Origin of the sequence: Parabacteroides sp. CT06 (genome assembly GCF_002257605.1) — a bacterium.
Taxonomy (GTDB): Bacteria; Bacteroidota; Bacteroidia; order Bacteroidales; family Tannerellaceae; genus Parabacteroides; species Parabacteroides distasonis.
On record NZ_CP022754.1, the window covers coordinates 4,209,553 to 4,233,193 of the forward strand.

The window sequence follows — 23,641 nt, forward strand, 5'->3', positions numbered from 1 at the left end:
AGATCACGTTATTTACTCTCGTTATCATCGTCATCGAAGAGGGTTTTACCAAAGGTATCGATTCCTTTTGTCAACCGCCCGAACAAGCCGGGACCTTTTTTCTTCTCTTTCTTCGGCTTCTCCTTGACGGGTTCCGGAGTCGGTTCCACTGTCGGTTCAGGCTCAACCACCGGCTCAATCTTAGGCTCCGGTTTAGGAGGAATATATAACGCGCAATTCTTAGTTCCTTTCGCCAAGAGGCCGACGGCTACCGCATATTCGGGATTGCTGGCAACCACTAAATCACCACTAGCGACAATCCCCTTGCGAACCGCTGAATAGCGAACCTCCATCTTCAAGCGTTCGCTCATAACAGCCGGTAAATTCTTCAAAGCGGCGCCTCCACCCGTAATCACGATGCCAGCACCGAGAACGCTCATCAAGCCTGTAGCCTCCAGACGAGCATATACATTCTCTAAGATCTCATCCATACGGGCCTCGATCACACCGTTCAACTCGGCCAGCTTAATCTCACGCAAGCCCATTCCATCCGCTAAACTCACTTGGATGGTCATATCATTATCCCGGTCCGCTTTCGCGCTACCATAAGTGATCTTCAAGCGTTCCGCCTCAGACTCTACAACCCTGAGATTGGTTATATCTTTTGTTATCAAATTACCTCCAAAGGGAACAACGGAAAGGCTGGCCAACTTACCACCCTTATAGACAGTTATCGTCGTCACGCCGGCACCGAAGCCGATCAAGGCGCAACCCAAGTCCTTCTCATTGTCGCTCAAGACCACATCACCCAACGCTAGGGGCGACACGAGAATACCGGCGATCTCGATCTTCGCTTGTTCCGAGATGCTATTGATAATATTTAATTTCAAGGAAGGACGTCCAACAATCAACTTGTAACGAGCCTCGATACGGCTACAAGGCACGCCCACCGGGTTGGACTCTGGTTTATCATCTAAAAAATAGGAAGGAGAAACCACATCAAGAACGGTCAACATATCCGGACGATAATCCTTACACTCTTGATAAAGAGAGTCTATGATCTCCTCCGTGACCACTCCTTCCGTTCCCAACACCTTGCAAACCGTATGCTCGATAGAACGGAGTGACTGGCCACCCAGTCCCACATATACCTGCCCGATCTTGGCCCCCCCCAGTTTATTCTCCAACTTGAGGATCAAGCGTCTTATCTTACTCGCCGTCTCCTTCACGTTATATACACATCCTCTTCGTATGCAGGTGCCGGAGTTCTCAACTTCGTAGGCGATGATTGAAAGAGCGCCCGTCGCATTCTTAGTCCCCACCATTCCTACCATATGGGAGGTACCTAGGTCAATAGCTGCTATAAAGTCTGTGTATGCCATATCATCTATTTTTTAGTACAAACAATCTGATTCTTATATTTTAAATTAATCATACTGTACTTTTCCCAACCCACTTTAGGGATCGCTTGTTCATAGAAAAGCTTTAAATTCGCAAGCTTTTCTTCGAATTCATCCAAAGTACCCAACATGATCCGGTGGTTACCCACTCTTGGAATAAGTTCTATATCATTATCCGGATAGACATAGATTTGTTCAATCTGGTCATTCCAGAACTCATTCTCTTGCAAAAATAATGCAAATTTGTATAAGTCGGTCACCGCAAGCTCTTTTTCCACATATCCACTCACAATTGGCACATGCGCAGCATACCGACGACTGATCGGCATGGTGGTTCCCAGATTATCCACGTAATAACTACCTCTTACGCCCATAATCCGGAGGATAGGCATCTTTTGCATGACCTCTAGTTTGATAATCCCCGAAGGAGTCTTATACGCCTCCACTTGGGCGATCATCTCATTCTTAAGCAATTCCGTCTCTATCCGATCCGTATTCACGTCGGCCATTGGCCGCTTGATCGGATCTAGCCCGGCTTTCTTCAGTATAGACACAAGGTCACTCTCGCTCACGAAGTGTTTATCCAGACTGTCTTTCACCACGACTTGCAGATCTTGGCAAATAGAGTCTTGACGTATTTCCCGAAAGAAAAACGACACAAACACGATGTAACAGAACAACAACGTGGCTACTACTATGGAAATTATTCGGATCACGGTTTCCTTATTTGTTTACATAAAATCTCTTTTACAGGCTCCACCAAACGGTCGATATTGCCGGCGCCTACCATTAATACTACCTCATATTTCCCGGCGGCAACCACGTCCAAAAGCTCTTCCTTCTTACACAGCGTCTTGGAAGGGATCGTCACCTTATCAAAAATGATCCGAGAGCTCACCCCCGGAATCGGTTCCTCACGAGCCGGATAGATATCCAGCAAGATCAACTCATCCAATAAAGAGAGACTCGCAGCGAAATCTCCAGCGAAATCTCGGGTACGGGTATATAGATGCGGCTGGAAAATACCTGTCACCTTACGACCCGCATATAATTCCTTCACCGACAAGATACTCTGTCGCAATTCGGCCGGATGATGGGCATAATCATCGATCAATACCACTTGATCAGTCTTCAAATGGAAATCGAAACGGCGGCGAGGTCCGGCAAATGTAGCCATACCCTTTTTCAAATCCTCAGGTTTCACTCCGTTCAACCAAGCGATCGCCATAGCCGCTACCCCGTTCTCTATATTAACCTTTACGGGAACACCTAATTCCACATCAGGAATACGGATTTCCGGACCAACGAAGTCAAAGGTAATATTTCCGTCGCAAATACGAATATTTTCAGCGTAAAAGTCCGCTATTTCCGTAACGGAATAGGTATATTTCTTGACACCCTCCTGTAAACGGGGCGTTACGTTGATTCCTTTCTTGATCAGTAGACAACCATCGGGACGAATTAAGGAGGTAAATTTCTCAAAACTCTCCCGGTAAGCCTCCGCCGTACCGTAAATATCCAGATGATCCGGATCCGCGGAAGTAATCACTGCCATATAAGGAGTAAGCCAATGGAAAGAACGATCGAACTCATCCGCCTCGATCACGGTAAAGTCGCTCGTATCCGACAACATCAAATTACTCTCGTAGTTCTTTAGGATTCCTCCGAGGAAAGCATTGCAATCCACCGGCGATTGTTTCAGCAAATGAGCTAGCATAGAAGAGGTCGTTGTCTTGCCGTGCGTGCCCGCCACGCATAAACCCCGGCTGCTTTTCGTGATCTCTCCCAAGACACGTGCCCGCTTCATCACCTCAAAACCGTGCGCCCGGAAATAGGTCAATTCCGTATGCGACTCCGGGACCGCCGGCGTATAAACCACCAGCGTATCATCGGGCGACTTGAACGCCTCCCCGATCAAAGCTACATTATCCTCATAGTGAATATCGGCTCCCTCCTTTTTCAACTCCTCGGTTAAATCGGAAGGAGTCTTATCGTATCCGCCCACTCGTTTTCCCTTAGCGAGGAAATAACGGATCAAGGCACTCATTCCAATGCCCCCGGCACCTACGAAATACACCGCTGTCACTTTATTTATATCCATATTCCTTATTTCTTATCTATAATCTTAACAATCTCATCCACGATACGGTCCGCGCTATGGCGTTGCGCCAAGGTCTCGATATTACGGCTCAACGTACACAAACGTTCATCGTCATGAACTATCTTCAAGGCAGTAGGCACCAAATCCTTTTCCGCATCTTTATCGGCGATCATAACGGCGGCATCCTTATGGACCAAGGCCAAGGCATTCTTGGTCTGATGATCTTCCGCCACATTCGGCGAAGGCACCAAGACCACCGGTTTTCCTAATAAGCAAAGTTCCGAGATAGAACTAGCCCCCGCACGGGATATCACCAAATCGGCCGCTGAATAAGCATAATCCATACGGGTAATAAAGTCTGAGCACCAAACCGGCATTCCCCGGTACGCCTTCAAATGCTTGGAAGCGTCGCTGTAATAATACCTACCGGTTTGCCAAATAACCTGTACATCCGAGGCGAAGAACTTATCCAGATCCCCTTGAATACTCCGGTTAATCGTCCGTGCGCCAAGGCTACCACCTACCACAAGGATCGTTTTTTTCTCCGGAGAAAGCCCGAAGAACGCCAACGCCTCCTCTTTCTTACTCAGCGCCTCTTCCAAATCCTGTCGCACCGGATTTCCCGTAATCACGATCTTATCCGCCGGAAAGAACTTCTCCATGCCCTCGTAAGCGACACAAATCTTGCTCGCTTTCTTCGCCAACAACTTATTGGTCACACCGGCATACGAGTTTTGCTCCTGTATCAATGCGGGAACACCTTGCGAAGCCGCCATCCATAAAGTCGGTCCACTGGCATAACCGCCCACGCCGACCGCTATATCTGGCTTGAACTCACGGATCGTCTTCCTCGCCAAGCGCAAGCTTTTCGCTAAACGAACCATGACCTTCACGTTGTTCATCAAGTGGGCACGATCAAACCCACTCACCGGTAAACCTACGATTTTATAACCGGCTGCCGGAACCTTATCCATTTCCATGCGGTCTTCCGCCCCCACAAATAAGATTTCCGCATCCGGAAAACGTTTCTTGAAAGTATTAGCGATAGATATGGCCGGGAAGATATGGCCTCCCGTACCACCACCACTTATTATGATCCGGTACTTTCTCATACTTTTGACTCTACAGTTATCGTTTCGACAGCCGATAGCGGATTATCTTCTCTCTCTCCCTCGACCGCCTGATTTATTGTCTCTCCGGATGGCTCGTCGGAAGGATTCTCTGGATTCTCCGTATCCTCCTCTTCCTCATCCTCATTTCCGATATTGGCTCCAAAACGACTTACGCTCAATATGATCCCGAAATAGATACAAGAAATAAGCGTAGACGTACCACCCCGGCTCACCAACGGCATCGGTTGCCCGGTAACGGGCACTAAATTCACAGCTACCGCCATATTCGCCAAAGCTTGGACTACCACCAGCAACCCACATCCCAACACTAGGAATTTCGGGAATGATTTATCACATTTCCGGGCGATCATCCCAACCCGCACTAGCAACATTATATAAAGCAACAGTACAAAGATTCCCCCAACGATACCCAGTTCCTCTATGATAATCGCATAGATAAAATCTGAATACGCCTGTGGCAGGAAGTCACGCTGTTGGCCATGTCCGGGCATCTGCCCAAATACGCCTCCCCGGGCAATAGCTATCTTCGCATGGGTTACCTGATAATTATCATCGGTTATCTTATACGTACCACTCTCATCCAAATTATCCTTATGCCCGTCGAAGAAACGCTCCAAACGCCCCTGCCAAGTAACGAATCGATCCGGCAAATACTGGGTAATAGCGGCCGGCGTAAACTTAAGCAACGCCAAGAACAATACCAACGCCAACATCAAGATACCCGCCAGCTTCGCCAACTTACCAAATGGCAACTGACCGATAAACATCATCAGGAAACAAACCCCGAATAGCATAAACGCCGTAGAAAAGTTCTCCGGCAGAATCAAGACACAGGTCAGTCCTACCCCAATCAGTATATACTTAAAAATCTGGTTCTCCGTTAATTTCCCCCGTTTGCTGAGCAAGAAAGCGACAAACACGACACAAGCCAGCTTCCCAAACTCCGAAGGCTGGAACTGTATCCCCATGATTTCCAGCCATCGATGCGCATCATTAGCGTCCACGCCGATAAAGGGCGTCACGATCAACATCAACATCGAGACCGGCAATAATATAATAAACGCAGAAAAGAAGCGACACGGTATATTATGCAACAGCAATACCATGACGAAACCTCCCAATAAAAAGGTGGCGTGCCGTACGATAGGCGCCCAGTGATTCGCGTTCTTATAAGCGATCGTACTGGTCGCACTGAACACCTCCACCACCGATATAAGACACAGGAACATGAAGATGATCCATATCACCCGGTCGCCCTTAAACAGTTTACTCGCCAGATCCATTTTATCCTTTATTACAAATTACGTACGCAAGCCTTGAACTGATCGCCCCGATCCTCATAGCTCTTGAACAGGTCGAAGCTGGCGCAACAAGGAGAGAGCAATACCGTATCTCCCTTATGAGCCATCTTATAAGCTTTCGCCACAGCCTCTTCCATCGAGCGGGCGTCTTCTATATTCGCCACTTTCCCGTCGAAGAACGCATGCAGTTTCGTATTATCCACACCCATGAAAATCAATGAATGCACCTTTTTACTCACTAGTTCCTCGATCTCCGAGTAATCATTCCCTTTATCCGTGCCCCCTAAGATCAAAACGACCGGAGTCGTCATACTCTGCAAAGCATACCAACAAGAGTTTACGTTCGTAGCTTTCGAGTCATTAATATAATCAACACCACGCACGCGAAGCACCTTTTCCAAACGGTGCTCAACCCCCGTAAAATCACTGAGTGAGGCACGTATTTTCTCATCATGAATGTCCACGATCTTGGACGCTATCCCCGAAGCCAAAGAGTTATACAGGTTATGCGTACCAGTCAATGCCAATAGGTCTTGTTCCATCGTAAATGTTCCGTTTGCCGTTTCAATAACTACTTGATTATTTTCCGTATATCCCTTCATGCCGTTCTCATGTGTCTCGGCGAATGGGTAAAGAGTAGCCTCAGGATGCCGTTTGGCGATCTCACGGGCTATGATCGGGTCATCGTTCCAGAAAATGAAGGCGTCGTCCTTCGTCTGATTTTGCAAGATGCGGAACTTAGCGTCTACATAATTCTGCATCTCATAGTTATAACGGTCCAGATGATCCGGTGTTATATTCAATATAATAGCGATATCCGCTTTAAAGTCGTACATATTATCCAGTTGGAAACTGCTCAACTCGATCACGTAGACCGCATGTGGATCTTCCGCAACCTGAAGCGCCAAGCTGTTTCCGACATTTCCGGCCAAGCCCACGTCCACGCCCGCTTCTTTCAAGATATGATACGTAAGCATCGTCGTTGTCGTCTTGCCGTTGCTACCCGTGATGCAAATCATCTTCGAGTCCGTATACCTTCCGGCAAACTCGATCTCGGAGATGATCGGCGTACCTTGCTTCTTCAATAACTGTATGATAGGAGCCTTGTCGGGAATACCCGGGCTCTTGACAATTTCGTCGGCATTCAAGATGTCGGCTTCGGTATGCTGTCCCTCTTCCCAACGAATCCCGTGGTTGTCCAGCATCTCCTTATACTTAGGTTTGATAGACGATTTATCGGACACGAACACGTCGAATCCTTTCGCCTTCGCCAAGACAGCGGCTCCCGCACCACTCTCCCCGGCCCCTAATATAACCATTCTCTTACTCATCTTTTATCTCATCTTTAACGTAACTATCGTCATAACAGCCAAAATAATACCGATCAACCAGAAACGGACCACGATCTTCGATTCAGGCACGACATTGAACGGCTTTTGGATCAACGCCTGTATACCCGCGTTTCCCGGCTTCTGGAAATGATGGTGTAAAGGAGCCATCTTGAAGATACGGCGACCTTCCCCATACTTCTTCTTCGTATATTTAAAGTAGGCCACTTGCAACATGACCGATATATTCTCCACCAAGAAAATACCGCAAAGGATCGGAATCAACAACTCCTTACGGATGATGATCGCGAAAACAGCGATAATACCTCCCAAGGTCAAGCTCCCCGTATCTCCCATAAATACTTGGGCCGGATATGAGTTGTACCATAAGAAACCGACCGTGGCACCGATAAAGGCAGCGGCATAAACCACCAACTCCTCCGCACCGGGTATAAACATGATATTCAAGAACGAGGCGAACTCAAAGTGGGATGACATATAGGCCAAAATACCGAGAGCCACCCCAATGATCGCCGATGTTCCGGCAGCCAAGCCGTCCAGTCCATCCGTCATATTGGCTCCGTTCGACACGGCTGTCACCACAAAGATCACCATCAGCACGAACACCAGCCATGCGGCCTCCTCCTTATAATCGCCCGCCCAGTTCACCAAATTGGCGTAATCGAAATTATTGTTTTTCAAGAACGGGATGGTCGTCTTTGTCGATTTGGTCTCCACCGTATGATAACGCACCTCCTCGATCACGTTATCATGGCGCACCTCCATATTCTCCTTGATCACCACATCCGGGCTCATGAACAATACCAAGCCAACGATCAAGCCCAGTCCTACCTGCCCGACGATCTTGAAACGTCCGTGCATACCTTCCTTATTCTTCTTGAATACCTTGATATAATCATCCGCGAATCCCAAGGCACCCAGCCAGACCGTAGTCACCAACATCAATATCACATAGATATTATTCAGCTTGGCACACAGTAAAGTCGGGATCAATATAGCGATAATAATGATAATACCTCCCATCGTCGGCGTTCCCTTCTTGCTCATCTGGCCCTCCAGCCCAAGATTTCTCACCGTCTCGCCGATCTGCAACATTTGCAACTTATCGATGATACGCCGGCCGATCGCCGTAGAGATAAACAAGGACAAGATCAAGGCCAACCCCGAGCGGAAAGATACGTACTTAAACATACCCGCTCCCGGGAAATCCAACTGATCCAAATAATTAAAAAGATAATAAAGCATGTCGTCTTAAATATTATGATTGTTGTGTCGAAAAAATCTCGCGTAACTTCTCACGGTCGTCAAAGTGCTGTTTCACCCCCTTGATCTCCTGATAGTCTTCGTGGCCTTTTCCGGCAACAAGGATCACATCCCCTTTCTTCGCCAACATCGTAGCGGTCTTGATCGCTTGCGTACGGTCCGTGATACATAAGGTACGTTCCATATCCATTTTCGTCAATCCGGCTACCATATCGTTAATAATATCATCCGGTTCCTCAAAGCGCGGGTTATCGGAAGTCAGAATTACCTGATCGCTCAGCTTGACAGCCTCTTTCGCCATCAGCGGGCGTTTCCCCTTGTCCCGGTTTCCCCCGGCACCCACGACGGTAATGATACGTCCTTTCCCATCCAATACCTCATGAATGCCATTCAGTACATTCGTCAAGGCATCCGGTGTGTGAGCATAATCCACGATCGCCGTATAACCGAGCGGAGACTGGATCGTCTCGAAGCGACCGGATACGGAGCGAAGCGTGCTCAGCACGATCAACACCTCCTCGGGATCTTTCCCTAAAGAAACCGCGGCACCATACACGGCCAGCAAGTTATAAGCGTTGAAACGTCCCACGAAATGCACCATAACCTCCCGACCGTTAATGATCAGGTCTGTACCCTCGAAATGAGATTCCAATATCTTTCCCTTGAAATCGGCCAAGGTACGCAAGGAATAGGTCAGCTTCTTCGCCTTCGTATTCTGCAACATCACCAAGCCGGATTTATCATCGGCATTCGTCAAGGCAAAAGTCCCGGCAGGCAGGTCATCGAAGAATTTCTTCTTCGCTTTCAAGTAATTCTCCACGGTCTTATGGTAATCCAAATGATCGCGGGTCAGGTTCGTGAAAATCCCCCCGTCGAAAGACAAGCCGCTGATGCGCCGCTGATCGATCGAATGAGAGCTAACCTCCATAAAAGCATACTCACATCCGGCCTCTACCATCCGGGCCATCAAGGAATGAAGCGTAAGCGGGTCCGGTGTCGTATGATCCGTCGGTACCGCCTCGCCATCTATATAATTACATACCGTGGAAAGCAATCCCACCTTATGTCCCATCTTCCGGAACATCTCATATAATAAAGTAGCGATCGTAGTCTTCCCGTTCGTACCCGTCACGCCTACCAACACCAATTTCCGGGAAGGATCACCATACCAGCGGGAAACCAAAAGACCCAACGCCTCCGCCGAATCCTTCACCACGATAAACGAGCATCTCCCCTCCAAATAGGACGGAGCCTCCTCGCATACGATAGCGACAGCCCCCTTCTCTATGGCGCTGTCCATATAGGCATGGCCATCCACGGCCGTACCTCTCACAGCGACAAACAAAGACCCTTTCGTCACCCGACGAGAGTCTGATTGAATATTCGTGATATCCACATTATCCGCCCCCATCAACATAGGAGCTTCCAACGCACCGATTAAATCCCTTAGTTCCATACCTATTTCAATGTTAATAATACGGTCTGCCCCTTAGACACTCGCTGTCCGGGTTGAATACTCTGCGAAACGACCCGTCCGACACCCGACAAAGAGACACGCAGACCGGCTTGCTCCAACAAGAAAACCGCATCTTTAGCACCCATGCCGACTACCCGGGGTACCAATCCTTCCCGAATCGTCAGATCGCTCAATTTCACTTTATTCTCTTCTTGCTCGGCAGAAGCTACGACCCACTTTGTCTCCAAACTGTCCGTATCCGCCTTAATATCCAATTCATCTAATACTTCCTCTACCGCCCTCAGGTCGCCGCCTTTCACACGAGGCACCATCACGGCCGTCGAATCCCGTTCCATATCCCGGACATCGAACGACATATGGCTGGCGTATATCTTCTCGGCGATCGCACGCACCACGCCTCCCGACATCGTACCGCCCGAAGGATAACCAATACGGGGACGGCGGATCACCACGATACAAGAATACTTCGGATGATCGGCCGGGAAATAGCCACAGAAAGAGACTTGGTGCCCGCTCGTACGGTAGACACCGCCCGTAGCGATCTGCGCCGTACCGGTCTTTCCGGCAATCCGGACAATATCCGAATGAACCGCCTTACCGGTTCCTTTCTCCACGACTCCCAGCAACATATCTTTTATCAACGCCAGCGTATGGTCCGAGCAGATCGAAGAGTTGATCACCTCCGTGGAAAAACTCTGCACGGTCTTGCCGTTATGTAAGATCTCTTTCGTAAACATCGGGCGAACCATTTCCCCGTTGTTCGCAATCGCGTTAAAGAACGCCAACGTATTGATCGGCGGTACCTGCGTCTCGTAACCGAACGACATCCAAGGCAAAGTGGTCTTGGACCAATAACGGGTCGTATCATCCGGGCGACGTATCTTAGCACGTCCCGCCCCCGGTATCTCCAAACGAAGATCCGCGTTCATACCGATACGGTACAGTCCCTCCACAAACTTCGTCGGGTTATCCGAATAACCTTTCAGGATCGTCTTGGCCACACCGATATTGGAGGAATACCAAATCGCCTGCTCCACCGAGATCCGGCCGTATCCACCTTTATTCATATTATGGTCCGTCATGCGGGCCCCCTTATACATATATATACCATTGCCGACATCGACCGTATCTCCCGGATTGCATAAACCATCCTCCAAGGCCACCATGATAGAGGCCACCTTGAAAGTAGAACCCGGCTCGATCTCGTCTGCCACGGCATGGTTCTTCGTTTCGCCATATACGCCTTCACGGATACGCCCCATATTCGTGATCGCCTTGATCTCTCCGGTCTCGACCTCCATCACGACAGCCGTACCGGACTCGGCATCGATCGCCTTCAATTTATCGACCAACGATTTCTCGGTTATATCCTGTATATTAATATCGATCGTGGTACGGATATCCATGCCATCCACCGGGTCCACCTCAATCACGTTCGTCCAGCCTCCACCGACACGGCGAACGGAGCTCAACCCGGCCTGCCCCCGCAGGAGCGAATCGTATTGCAACTCCAATCCATTCTTCCCCTTCGTAGTACCACCCTCCTCGATCTCTCCGTAGATATCACCGATCGTACGAGACGCCAAGGTCCCGAAAGGTTTCTGGCGCTGTACCATCTCCTTCGTATAAAAACCACTCTTATAACGTCCCAGACGAAGAAACGGGAACTTACGGATCTCCTTCAAATCCGAATACGAGACCTTCCCCGCGTAAATCGGGAACTGGCGGCTTTTACCGCTCAGCCCTTTCAGCAGATAAGCCTTATAGCCCGCCGGCGTACGATCCTTCAATTTACGGGAAAGATAAAACGCCAACGAGTCCACCCCATCCTTCTTGGACGTCTTGAACGTATCCAGCCAATTATACTTGGCACCCTTAGCCGGAGTATACGCATCCGCCTTAAAGTCGATATACATATAATAACGAGGCACGCTGGTAGCCATCAACTTACCGTCCGACGAATAGATATTGCCACGTCCGGGCAACACCAAACGGTTCGGTCGTTTCTGGCTCTCGGCCACCTTCATCCATTTATCCCTCTCCACGAAGGCCGTATCAAAGGCACGGAACAGGATTCCTACGGCCACAAGCCCCAGCAACAGCACGACCACGAAGTAACAGAATAAAATCCGGCTACCTTTAGGCTCTATTTCTTTCGGTTCGTTTTCTTCAGACATACCTATTTACACCTTATCTCACTTATATAACTCATAAGGAGGGGTTTTCGCACCCTCCAGATCAATACCTTGCTCCTCGATCAGCAACTCGATTTGCGATTGGCGGCTATTGCCGGTCAACTCGGATGAGATCGACAACGCCTCGAAACGCACATCCCTCAATTGCTGTTGCAACCGGTCGATCTCACGCAGCTTTTGCATACAAGTATACCGGTTACCGATAAAGAAAAACGCCAACACGACAAGTAACACGATCATGCGCGTATGCCTCAAGATAAAATCCTCTTTTAGCACGCCGCCACCGAGTATATACCAGAACGAAAGACGCTTCTCCTTCTTCCTCGTTTTCTTATGTTGTCCGTTTTCTTCCATATCTATTTCTCCTTATACCTTCTCAGCGATTCTCAACTTGGCACTCCGGGAACGGGGATTCCGCTCCACCTCCTCGTCGGTCGGGACGATTACCTTATTATTGACCAAGCGGAAAGGCGATCGTACGTTCCCGAAGAAATCCTGCTCGCATTTCCCCTCGAAGTTTCCGGTCTTCAAAAAGTTCTTTACCAGACGGTCTTCCAAGGAGTGATACGTGATAACCACCAATCGTCCTCCCGGTCTCAACACCCGCAAGGTACTCCGCAGCATCTCTTTCAGCGCCCTCATCTCATCGTTCACCTCGATACGAAGCGCCTGAAAGACTTGCGCCAAGAATTTCTTCTCTTTGTCCTTTCCCGTAAACGGCTTGATCACCTCCAAGAAGTCTCCGATCGTCTCTATCTTCTTTGTCTCACGAGCTTTCACCAGCACAGAGGCTAATTTCCGAGACACCTTCAGCTCGCCATATAGATAAAACACATCGGCCAACGCCTCCGCCGTATAATTATTCACGATATCGGCGGCGGTCTGCCCCGCACGCGTATTCATCCGCATATCCAACGTCCCGTCGAAACGGAAAGAGAAACCGCGATCCTTATCGTCGAAATGATGGGAAGAGACACCTAAATCCGCCAACAGGCCGTCCACCTCCCCACTTTCTCCGTAGTAACGCATAAAATTATACAAATAACGGAAATTACTGCGCACGAAAGTGAATCGTGGGTCTGCCGGGACATTATGCTCGGCGTCCGCATCTTGGTCAAAGCCGTAAAGTTCGCCCTCGCTACCCAACCGTTTCAAGATCTCGCGGGAATGTCCTCCACCGCCAAACGTAACATCCACGTAAATCCCGTCGGGACGGATATCCAATCCCTCCAGACTTTCCCGCAGCATTACCGGTACATGATAGCAACTATCTTTTTCTTCCATTCGTCGTTCTTACGTTAAACTTCCTCTTAAAATCAAGCGCCGTACTCCTTTGATACGCACGCACATGCCTTATCGGTGGGTAAAAGTACACATTTCCAAAATTACCCGCCAACATTTATATAAGAAAAGTAGGAAAAAGTTATCAACAGGTCGTTAACCCTTCGTCTTTTCGTCCTTATCTCTTACGCTTTTCATCGGTATCCGTTAACCAATTCTTCCTTTCACCTTCATCTTCTAACGGCTGTTGGACGATCATGCAACAGTTGGTAGATGATCTTCTAACAGATGGTGCATGATCGTCCAACAGCCGTTAGATAACCGATAGTCAAGCTCCCGGGGACTAACCTCCCTAATGGTAGCGGCTAAAAGATCAAGGGGAAAAGGCTAAGATAGCTGGCGAAAAAGCAAAAACTTCACTCAAACCTCTCTCGTTTTAATTATTAACTTTATCTTTGCCCCTTGACAAGCTTATATAGATGACAAAACAAGGTGTGACAAAGATAGATATTAAGCAAGTATTGGCACAAAAGGCGCCCAAGGCGTCACGCAAGATTCCGGGATTTATCGTGGACTACTTGATTCGCACGGTTCATCAAGAGGAACTGAATGATATATTAACCCGTTACCACGATAAGGAAGGGGTAGATTTCATGCGTGAGCTTATCGGCTATTTTGACCTTACCCTCAATCTGGTACATGAGGAAAACATCCCGACCGAAGGGCGCTATATCTTCGCCTCCAACCATCCGCTCGGAGGATTAGACGGTATCTGTCTCTCCGCCGTTATCGGTTCCCGGTTCGAAGGGCGCATCAAGTATCCGGTCAATGATTTATTACTTTATCTCTCCAATCTAAAATCCATCTTTGTACCGATCAACAAACACGGCACCCAAGGAAAGGACAACGCACGGATGCTGGAGGAGGCTTTTGCCTCGGACGACCAGATCATCACTTTCCCCGCCGGATTATGCTCTCGCAAGATTGGTGGCAAGATACAAGACTTGGAGTGGAAGAAATCGTTCATCCAGAAGGCGGTGCAATACAAGCGGGATATCGTACCGGTCTATTTCGACGGGAAGAATTCCAATTTCTTCTATAACCTCGCCCGGATACGCAAGGCGTTGGGTATAAAGATGAATTATGAGATGATTTATTTACCGGACGAGATGTTCCGGAGCAAACATAAGACCTTCCGGATTTATTTCGGGAAGCCTATCCCTTGGCAGACATTCGACAATAGCAAGAAACCCGCCGAATGGGCTGAGTGGATAAAAAACAAGGTTTACAAACTCAAGGATTAACAGACGAAACATATGCAAGACATTATCAATCCCATAGACAGGGCACTACTGAAGGCTGAATTGACCAAAGAGAAGAGGTTGAGAAGTACCAATAAATCGAAGAATGAGATTTATATCGTCACGGCGCACGACTCACCCAATGTCATGCAAGAGATAGGGCGTCTGCGGGAGGTCGCTTTCCGTTATTACGGGGGTGGCACGGGATTTCCGGTGGATATCGATGAGTATGACACGATGGAAGACGCTTACCGCCAGCTGATTGTCTGGAGCCCGGAAGATGAGCAGATCTTGGGGGGATACCGTTTCCTTTGCGGTTCAGACGTTAAGTTCGACGAGAATGGTAAACCGATCCTGGCGACCTCGCACTTGTTTAATTTCTCAGAGAAATTTATCAAGGAGATCCTTCCTTATACGGTAGAGTTGGGACGCTCGTTCGTGGCTCTGGAGTATCAATCCACCCGTTCCGGGGCGAAAGGCTTGTTCGTGTTGGATAACCTGTGGGATGGATTGGGAGCTTTATCCGTGGTTGATCCGAGCTTGCGGTATTATTTCGGGAAGGTGACTATGTACAATACGTACAACCAAGAGGCCCGTAATATGATCTTATACTTCCTCGGATTGCATTTCCCGGACGCAGACCAACTGATCACTCCGGTATATCCTTTGGAGACTAATATGGATGTAGAGAAGATGAAATCTCTTTTCCCTCACGATAATTTCAAGGATAACTACAAGGTATTGAACCAAGAGGTTCGTAAATTTGGCATCAACGTGCCTCCTTTGGTAAATGCTTACATGAGCTTGTCGCCTAAGATGCGTGTATTCGGCACAGCGATCAACCATGAGTTTGGAGAGGTGGAAGAAACGGGTATCTTAATAGCTATTAACGAGATATTAGAGGATAAGAAGAAACGGCATATTGAGACGTATCTGGAAGAGGAGTACAAGTCCGCCGAGTTGATACGCAAGAATTTCATCGGGGAATAAAGCCGTAGATATGGCTAGCGCGACAGCGTAACAAGATATAAAAAGGTTCAGCCTAACCGTTCGCCTCCAAGCGGATTAAAAACGGACAAAAGCTGAACCTCTTTTTATTTTAAATAAATCTTATAGCACAGTCCACCGGAGAAATATTTCATTCGCTGCAATTCAAATTGAAAATGTATATGATTGAATAGTAGGTAAGTGGCTCCCATAGCGAAGTCTTTCGAATCGTATTCGGCTATGACGTTCAAATGCGGGGCGAATGAAGGATTGTAGGTGATACCTCCCGCTACACCGTTCAAGGGATAATCCTCACGGCGGTTATACAGATAGGATAAATGAACGCCTAAGGTTTCCCTTCCCAGCTGAAAATGTTTGGTAGCGGCCAAATAATAACGGCAGAAATAGCCGTTCCCTATGGCTGAAGCGAATTTATGCCCGGATGACGTAAAAGGGTCCGAAGTCCCCAGCACGACAGCGGGGATGTATTTGCTTTCTTTCAACACACGTAAGCGGGCGGAGAAATAACGATCTTGGTTCGTGAATCCGGAATAGCCATGCTTATCCAATCCAAGGCTCTCGGCCGTAAACAGCGTACAAGTATACGCTACTTCCAGAAACGGGAAGATCGTCACGTTCAAATAATAATTCCACGTATTAAAATTAAACTTGGGAGGCGTAAGCTCTTGATGCAAGAAGTTTCCGCCAAGCATCACGGTCTTGTCCTTTTGCATATCGGCGGACGGGGCATGCAATAGCCCTGTCGTGCCATAAGATAATTGAGCCGGAAGTAAGGTCCAGCAACTTAAGAATATGATTAATAAGAGTAATTTCTTCATTTTTCTTTGTTTACTTATAAACTTCCGGCTCAACATTATTTAATCAAGCTTCAAATATCAAGCATTAATCCGGGATGATGATACCGCCACCGGCGTTATTGCCATCACCATGTCCGTGACCGTGGGATTGCTTGTAGACAGGAGTACCTTCTATCTTGATAAGTTTTTTAGCTACAACCTGAATCTCTTCCACCTTCTTACCCTTTGTCATAAACTTAAATACATACGTATTTGTAGTATATGTCTTCTTCAAGCTCATAGAAGCGACCGTACGATCAGCTTCCGTAGGAACGGATGTAGTCAATGATGTTTGGGTACCAATCTGATAACCATCAGCTTGCAAACGATTAGAGATTCGGTTATAAACCGCATTCTTAGCGACTTGACCATCTACGTTAGACTTTCCGACTAGATCCTGCAAGTTTTCTCCAACATAAGCATTTGTAGTTGTAACAACTACAGGAATGTTTCCTGCCTTACCATCAGAACAGTAATCAACAACCTTTTCTACGATTGTAGTATCAGTACTGATATCTTCAGTTTCCGCTAATGCCAACTCAAAACCTGCGGCAAACTTAGAGAAGTGAGCAACAGACATTTCCGCACCAGTACCATTGATATAAACAGGGTCCGCCGTAGGATCAATCTTCATGATCTCCTTATTATCTATGCCTGTGGTCGCATATAACAATGCCATAGGCTGTGTAGAAGAAACCAAATCCTTCGGAGCGTCGAACGAGATCTTCAAAGCCGGAGAGAATACCGTACCGCTAGGCTCGCCTTTATATACACGGCTTACACTGGCTACCGCACCAGCATCAGAAGTCACATTATTGGATTGCAGAGCTTCCGCAGACATATCACGTTCGATCACCAATGTTTGATTACTACTTGCCGGCATAACGATAACGACAGGCTTACCACTTTCCGCGACCAAACTTACCTCATCTTTCTCTTTTATACCATCAGCGGTCGTACTTTCAATCACTCCTATCGATTCTGTCAATTTCTCAGCATCACTTTGATTCAAGACCTTAATAACTGGAGCTTGAACCTCATTATCCGCACCTTTATAGTTATCTAAGACATTAGCAGGAATGACAACGTCTACTTTTTGTTCAACATTATTCTCATCCACATAAGTGACACCAGACACCTTAACCTCTTCGGTTCCGCCTGCGTTAATCGCATTCTTAATCTCATCCGCTACTTTTTCCGCTTCTTTTTCCGGAACCTGAACACCATATTTAGAAAAATCAATCTCCGTATTTCCACCTGTACCTATAGGGTTCAATGTGATAGGAAATACATAGTTCATACTCTGACCGACCTTAAAGATGATCGTACGAGAGTAGCTCGTATAACCTGCGGCTTTAACACTCAAGATAAATTGAGCATCCTCCGTAACCTTTGATGATGCGATATTGAAAGAGAACTCACTCTCATTCTTAGAAATAAATAACTCTTCACTTCCTAACATCAATGTGACTTCCGCAGTTTTGATGTCTGCGCCCGTAGATAGGTCTGTTATTATACCAGATACGATATAAGTCGCTTTTAACGGATCTGTCGGTTTGGAAGGATCGGAAGGATCAGACGGGTCTGTTGGCTTGGAAGGATCAGACGGGTCAGAAGGATCTGTCGGCTTAGAAGGATCATCCGGGTCTACTGGAATAGAAGGAGTGACATTCATCACGATAATAGCTGGATACTCAACGTCGAATGTATCACCTTCGCCCTCTTTCTTTTCTTGATCCGGAACGGCTGAAACGACAACCTTAGCCACGGCTTTAGTATATCCGGAAGCTGTAGCTACTACGTCGTAGATACCGGGAGTCACATCAGAGACCTTAAAATTAGGTTTATTCTCTTTAGCGATCTCTTTATCCCCGTATTTTACGACAACAGAAAGGCTGGAAGTAGAGATAGCTTTTCCCACAACATCCTCGATCGATACGGAAAGATTGTACTTCGCCTTCTTATACTCTTTCGGAGTATCGGGAGTCGTGCCCTTTACCATGACGGCGTTTACTACATACTGTCCAACACCCGATTCGATCTTCTTCACATCCACATCATAGCTTCTGTCTGCATAGCCTTCCGACTTAAAGGCGATTTTGTAAGAGCCTGGTGTGCTTTTCAAGTCGAAAGAGTACGTTCCATCAGAACCCGTCGTAGCACTAAGAGATTGAGCTCCAGAAAGAGCTACGCTAACGCCAGCCATCGGGTTGTTGCTGGCATCCATGACCGTACCACTAATCGCATAGGTGGCAACAGTGCCACCACCATCCGGAGTAGGCACATCATCATCGTCATCCTTACAGCCCATGAAACATACCATGGCTGTCGTAAGGAACAAGACCAATAAGGTCTGTAACTTTGTAATTGTTCTCATAATAAAACTATTTAAAAATTGAGTAATTCCGACTTTATAAAGTACGGGTTGAATTGATTCTGTTGCATGATGTTATCATTCGGCGAGGCTTTATACCCCTTATAATAATAGCGTTCATTACCGGCGTTGTAAGACATACCCCAGTTGTCAGAAGGAAGCACCCGCACATTCTTACGTTTATATTTATAAGGAGGAAGAGCCACTTGAAACCGGAAACCGCCGTTTTTCAAAGCACCTTGCGCCTTCATCGCATAAAATCCTATCGAACAATAGCGAAAATGGCGGATCAAGTCAATCCGTCCTCCGATCTCACCCAGTAAGTATTGCTCGGCTTTCAAGGAGACTTGCGTATTGTATTTTGGCCAGTAGAAACTACCTCCCAGCGACCATGTCACCCGTTGGTGAGTTCCATAATGATATTCAAACTTCTGCCAAGATCCCGTACCCGTACAACCAATACGTCCTTCCAAAGAAAAACGTTCATCCTTCAAATGATGGGTTACCGCTAAATCCACGCCATAACGATCCGCATTGAACAAACCGATACTGGCTCTGGCGAACGTACGATAAGGTAAACGAAAAGATTGGGAAAGGGTAACCATGCCCGGGTGAATCTTACCCGCCCAAGGACCATATCCATCATTATATATAGGAAACACCATCTGCGCCGTCAGCTTCATCCCATTCCAGAAAGAGACCTCGATCGCAGGCGAGAGGTTGAATAACACTTGGTATATTTGCGTGATAATGAGGTTCTTCAGATACAACTCCGGATAAACCACCACGTCTACTTTAAATAAGGAGCTATTCATACGGTACTCTTTTTTCACCTTATCCCAGCTATCGCCCAGATCGTAAGTAGCATCCCAGGCGGAACGGGCCGCATAGGAGCCGGGAGCCGCCTTCAAGCTGTCCGGATTTGCCGTATAGATCAATGAGATCTGCGGTATATTATTATCCAATACGACGATACGGCAGGATTTGCCCTTCTCCGGCAAGCCTGTTTTCTGGATGCGGTCTATGGCATGGGCCAGTCCCACACCCTGCAAACGCCAAGGGGTATTCTCCAAGACATATACTCTCTCCTTCTCGTCTTCCGACCAGATAACATTCTCAAAACCCATATCGACCAGCATATTCGCGGTGATATCCGCATATACCTTATTATATTGCGCCTTTGTAAACATAGGCAATAGTAGCAAAAAGAATAAAAGGCATTCCTTACGGAGTAAAATGGCTCGTATAGAAGACTTTCTATTCATATCTCTAGAGTTTGATTCCAAGTTATCATTGGTTTACTGTTTTTCTTATTCTTACCCTTCCACATAAAAAACGACTAGTGAAAACGATCGTTTAGATCTTGCATTTTTTTAGAAAGCAAAAAGATGATGCTCTTTTGTCATATTCGTGACACTTTGATTAATATATCCTGTTGAGAAAAAGATATATAGCAGGACAAAATTTAATCGGAAAAGGTTGCCAGTCTCGGAGAAATGCCTACCTTTGCAAACGAATAATTGAAACGATCGTTTTTTACAGTCGTTTTCAATCTAAATATTTTTATTGTTATCATAGATACTTCTCATAATAGCCTGCGCCAAAATCAACAAATGACACTTTATATTTAGAGAACAACCTCATTATTTTAAAATGTACATAACCCCGCTTCCAAAGTCAGCTAGCTTCGTTGGCAAAGTAAGTTAACTTACTTGGGCATTTAAGTTAGCTTACTTTGCCATTTAAGTTAGCTTACTTTTTGGCCCTTCTATACAGCCCAAAAAAAATACGGAAATTTGCTATTCTCGGAAAGCATTCTTATCTTAGCAAATTATAGCAGATTATAGCAAAGAGAGAGTTTCATGTTAGCAGCCATTCATATACAGTTAATCGTTGGTACGATATTTATCATATTGTATAGCGTCACTATATTAGGACTGGTATTAGTTATCATTACAGAGAATAGGAATCCGTTAAAGACAATTCCTTGGGTAATCGTCTTATTATTAGCACCCGGTATCGGACTGCTTTTCTATTTCTTCTTTGGACAAGATAACCGGAAACAACGGATCATATCGAGGCGTACCTATAAACGCATCATGAAAAGGCCGCAAGAGGGTAAATTACCTCAAGACGCCTGCGTAGTTCCGGACCCCTATAAACCTTTATCGACCTTGTTGACTAACACCAACCAATCCTCCCTCCTATACGGAACACAAATCACGATTTATACGAATGGTACCGATAAGTTCAAAGACTTGCTGGAAGAGATCCAGAAAGCGACTCACCATATCCATATACAATATTATATATTCTGTGATGACGAGATAGGAAAACAGGTGCAACAACTCCTTATCAAGAAAGTAAAAGAAGGCGTGAAGGTACGTGTACTTTATGATGATGTGGGTTGCTGGAATGTAAAAGACGGCTTCTTTAAGGAAATGAAGGAAGCGGGTATCGAGGTATATGCGTTCTTGAGGGTAGCGTTCCCCGTTTTCACCAGTAAGGTGAATTACCGGAACCACCGCAAGATTATCGTGATAGACGGTAAAGTCGGGTTTATGGGAGGCATGAATATAGCCGACCGATACGATAAGGGAACCTCTTGGGGCACATGGAGGGATACGCATTTCAAATTCGTAGGGAAAGGAGTACACGGGCTTCAATCCGTATTCCTCATCGATTGGTACGTGGTTAGTAAAAAACTCTTGAACGATCGGATTTACTATCCGGCTGCCGAAATCTATAGCGATAATATTATGCAAATCGCCACTAGTGGTCCGGTAGGTCAATGGAGAACTTTGTTGCAAGCGACCATTTTCATGATCGCCAACGCCAAGAAGTATATCTTTATACAAACCCCTTATTTCCTGCCTACCGAAGGATTAAACCAAGCGTTGCAAACCTCCGCCTTAGGGGGAGTGGATGTTCGTTTGATGCTGCCTAAGCGTTCCGATACACGTTCAGCGAATATGGCCAGTCATTCCTTTATCGACGAGATGGTAAAGGCCGGCGTAAAAGTATACCTCTACAAACCGGGCTTCTTGCATTCCAAGCTAGTCGTGTCCGACGACGCATTGACAAGCATCGGGTCCGCCAATATGGACTTCCGTAGCTTTGAGCATAACTTCGAGATTAACGCTTTCGTATATCAAAAGGAATTCGCCCTGCAAATGAAACGCATCTTTACACACGACATGCATCACTGTGAGCGTTTGATCCCTTCCCGCTGGTTAAAGCGCCCCCTCAAGCAACGCATGGCGGAATCATTTATGCGTCTGTTTTCTCCCCTTCTTTAAGGAAGATGCTAAAGTTCACGGAGCCATACACCCGGTGCTGATAAAAATAAGGCAAAGATGAGAAGTCATTGGTCTTAGGATGTTCCATGATGAATATCCCTCCATCCCTTAGTAAATCACGCTCGAAAACCAAGGCGGGTATTTCCGGCAACTCCGGCAAGGCATACGGGGGATCGGCAAAGATGAAATCGAAACTTTGCTTAGGGGCTGAATTCAAATAGCGGAAAACATCCCCACGAATCAGAGCCAATGCATCCGTCTTCAGCTCTTTCGCTACCTTGGCTATAAAAGAGGCATGAGCGTTATTTTTCTCTATGACGGTTACATTCCGGCATCCTCGTGAGATCAACTCAAAAGAGATACTTCCGGTTCCGGCAAAAAGATCCAACGCATCCATACCTTCCAGATCCACCAAATTATTTACTACGTTAAAAATATTCTCTTTCGCAAAATCCGTCGTAGGACGTGCGCTAAACGAAGAGGGCACGTCAAAACGCCGACGACCGTATATACCGCTTATTATTCGCATATTAATAAAGATATTAAATCCATAGGGGCTTTCGTTACATCCGTTCCCAGCAGATAGGCTTCCGAAGGGATCTCCACCGGCTTAACATAGCGTAAATAGGTTCGCAATCGCTCCAGAACCCGCATTCGCGAGGAAGATTCCCCCGCTAAAAACAACTGGTCCTTTTCTTGGTCCAATCCCGCCTGTTTCCATACATATAATATATAGTATACTATATCGTCCGATTGGTCGATCGGGTAAGAGTTCACAAATAAGAGTTTCCCTTGAGCATAGCACGCCACATCCATCCGCTTTCGTTCTATCACGACATACATTTGCCGGGGTAAGCTAGCACTACTTTCTTTTGTCCATAGCGTTAGCGGAGAAGTCATGTAGTGGGAGAAAAAAGGATGCAAAAGAGAACGGGAGCAAAATTCGTAAACCTCCTCGTCCACACCAAACACCAACTTAGCCTGTTGTTCCTTTAAAATATCGGTTAAGCAATGCAATTCCAGTGTAGAAAAGCAGAAATCCAATAAATGCCCTTCCTTACCGTCCCCCCAATAATTATCAGGGACCAAGCTATATTCCGGAGATACACAGATCACGTTAATCCGTTTATAAGTCCACGTAAGAAACTCATGAGCGAAGAAAAACTCCTTAAGGGAAGAAATGAAAGAGACCGCCCGATCGAATTCCGTTTCCCGATAAAAGAAACTTCCTCCAGCCGAGGGATCATACCCGGAAAAAGAAAGTCCACCCGACCGAAGCCGGATGGACACTATATACTTTTCCGAATTATCAGTAGTTAACGTATCAGGAATGCTGATAGTCAT

At 46.8% G+C, this 23,641-nt stretch carries 19 protein-coding genes; 3 read left to right on the plus strand and 16 right to left on the minus strand.

The window, feature by feature from the left end; all coding sequences use genetic code 11:
- Positions 1 to 8 precede the first annotated feature (8 nt).
- From ftsA to rsmH, 11 genes are read right to left on the minus strand one after another with little or no spacing between them, the layout of a single operon-like run.
- Entirely contained in the window at positions 9 to 1,361 is a 1,353-nt protein-coding gene (ftsA, locus tag CI960_RS18675) for a cell division protein FtsA (protein ID WP_005861380.1), read from the minus strand.
- Positions 1,362 to 1,366: 5 nt separating this feature from the next.
- Entirely contained in the window at positions 1,367 to 2,095 is a 729-nt protein-coding gene (locus tag CI960_RS18680) for a cell division protein FtsQ/DivIB (protein ID WP_005861378.1), read from the minus strand.
- Positions 2,092 to 3,480, minus strand: a complete 1,389-nt coding sequence (murC, locus tag CI960_RS18685; RefSeq protein WP_005861375.1) for a UDP-N-acetylmuramate--L-alanine ligase — start codon at positions 3,478 to 3,480, stop codon at positions 2,092 to 2,094. The genes CI960_RS18680 and murC overlap by 4 nt, the downstream gene beginning before the upstream one ends.
- Before the next feature lie 5 nt (positions 3,481 to 3,485).
- Positions 3,486 to 4,592, minus strand: coding sequence for an undecaprenyldiphospho-muramoylpentapeptide beta-N-acetylglucosaminyltransferase (gene murG, locus CI960_RS18690; protein ID WP_005861373.1), 1,107 nt, complete (start codon positions 4,590 to 4,592; stop codon positions 3,486 to 3,488).
- Positions 4,589 to 5,896: an FtsW/RodA/SpoVE family cell cycle protein gene (locus CI960_RS18695; RefSeq protein ID WP_005861371.1), complete on the minus strand. Its 1,308-nt coding sequence runs from the start codon at positions 5,894 to 5,896 to the stop codon at positions 4,589 to 4,591. Before CI960_RS18695 ends, murG begins: the two co-directional genes overlap by 4 nt.
- An 11-nt stretch (positions 5,897 to 5,907) precedes the next feature.
- Positions 5,908 to 7,245 (minus strand): UDP-N-acetylmuramoyl-L-alanine--D-glutamate ligase, encoded by a 1,338-nt coding sequence (gene murD, locus CI960_RS18700; RefSeq protein WP_011966869.1) that lies wholly within the window; start codon positions 7,243 to 7,245, stop codon positions 5,908 to 5,910.
- A gap of 3 nt (positions 7,246 to 7,248) precedes the next feature.
- On the minus strand, positions 7,249 to 8,508 hold the full coding sequence (gene mraY / locus CI960_RS18705; protein ID WP_005861367.1) for a phospho-N-acetylmuramoyl-pentapeptide-transferase: 1,260 nt from the start codon (positions 8,506 to 8,508) through the stop codon (positions 7,249 to 7,251).
- Between the two features lie 13 nt (positions 8,509 to 8,521).
- The gene (locus CI960_RS18710; RefSeq protein ID WP_005861365.1) at positions 8,522 to 9,982 is read right to left on the minus strand and encodes a UDP-N-acetylmuramoyl-L-alanyl-D-glutamate--2,6-diaminopimelate ligase; all 1,461 of its coding nucleotides are present in this window, start codon (positions 9,980 to 9,982) and stop codon (positions 8,522 to 8,524) included.
- A gap of 2 nt (positions 9,983 to 9,984) precedes the next feature.
- A complete protein-coding gene (locus CI960_RS18715; protein ID WP_005861362.1) occupies positions 9,985 to 12,180 on the minus strand; it encodes a penicillin-binding protein in 2,196 nt (731 codons plus the stop codon).
- A gap of 18 nt (positions 12,181 to 12,198) precedes the next feature.
- Positions 12,199 to 12,552: an FtsL-like putative cell division protein gene (locus CI960_RS18720; protein WP_005861360.1), complete on the minus strand. Its 354-nt coding sequence runs from the start codon at positions 12,550 to 12,552 to the stop codon at positions 12,199 to 12,201.
- 12 nt (positions 12,553 to 12,564) lie between these two features.
- On the minus strand, positions 12,565 to 13,482 hold the full coding sequence (gene rsmH, locus CI960_RS18725) for a 16S rRNA (cytosine(1402)-N(4))-methyltransferase RsmH (protein WP_005861358.1): 918 nt from the start codon (positions 13,480 to 13,482) through the stop codon (positions 12,565 to 12,567).
- A gap of 476 nt (positions 13,483 to 13,958) precedes the next feature.
- Between rsmH and CI960_RS18730 the strand changes: the two genes are divergently transcribed.
- Positions 13,959 to 14,783 (plus strand): 1-acyl-sn-glycerol-3-phosphate acyltransferase, encoded by an 825-nt coding sequence (locus CI960_RS18730; RefSeq protein ID WP_005861355.1) that lies wholly within the window; start codon positions 13,959 to 13,961, stop codon positions 14,781 to 14,783.
- A 12-nt stretch (positions 14,784 to 14,795) separates the two neighbouring features.
- Positions 14,796 to 15,770, plus strand: coding sequence for a GNAT family N-acetyltransferase (locus CI960_RS18735; RefSeq protein ID WP_005861353.1), 975 nt, complete (start codon positions 14,796 to 14,798; stop codon positions 15,768 to 15,770).
- A 104-nt stretch (positions 15,771 to 15,874) separates the two neighbouring features.
- Here the strand turns inward: CI960_RS18735 and CI960_RS18740 are convergent, their stop codons facing one another.
- The 3 genes from CI960_RS18740 to CI960_RS18750 form a co-directional block, all read right to left on the minus strand.
- The gene (locus CI960_RS18740; protein ID WP_005861351.1) at positions 15,875 to 16,606 is read right to left on the minus strand and encodes a YjbH domain-containing protein; all 732 of its coding nucleotides are present in this window, start codon (positions 16,604 to 16,606) and stop codon (positions 15,875 to 15,877) included.
- Positions 16,607 to 16,670: 64 nt separating this feature from the next.
- A complete protein-coding gene (locus tag CI960_RS18745) occupies positions 16,671 to 19,001 on the minus strand; it encodes a carboxypeptidase-like regulatory domain-containing protein (RefSeq protein WP_005861349.1) in 2,331 nt (776 codons plus the stop codon).
- Between the two features lie 11 nt (positions 19,002 to 19,012).
- Positions 19,013 to 20,263: a hypothetical protein gene (locus CI960_RS18750; RefSeq protein WP_010185194.1), complete on the minus strand. Its 1,251-nt coding sequence runs from the start codon at positions 20,261 to 20,263 to the stop codon at positions 19,013 to 19,015.
- Positions 20,264 to 20,860: 597 nt separating this feature from the next.
- Here CI960_RS18750 and cls point away from each other — a divergent pair.
- On the plus strand, positions 20,861 to 22,297 hold the full coding sequence (gene cls / locus CI960_RS18755; RefSeq protein WP_005861345.1) for a cardiolipin synthase: 1,437 nt from the start codon (positions 20,861 to 20,863) through the stop codon (positions 22,295 to 22,297).
- On the opposite strand, the gene CI960_RS18760 is transcribed toward cls, so the two are convergent.
- Both CI960_RS18760 and CI960_RS18765 read right to left on the minus strand, forming a co-directional pair.
- On the minus strand, positions 22,269 to 22,826 hold the full coding sequence (locus CI960_RS18760) for an RsmD family RNA methyltransferase (RefSeq protein ID WP_094582531.1): 558 nt from the start codon (positions 22,824 to 22,826) through the stop codon (positions 22,269 to 22,271). The two genes, cls and CI960_RS18760, sit on opposite strands and share 29 nt — an antisense overlap.
- Entirely contained in the window at positions 22,817 to 23,641 is an 825-nt protein-coding gene (locus CI960_RS18765) for a DUF3822 family protein (protein WP_005861340.1), read from the minus strand. Before CI960_RS18765 ends, CI960_RS18760 begins: the two co-directional genes overlap by 10 nt.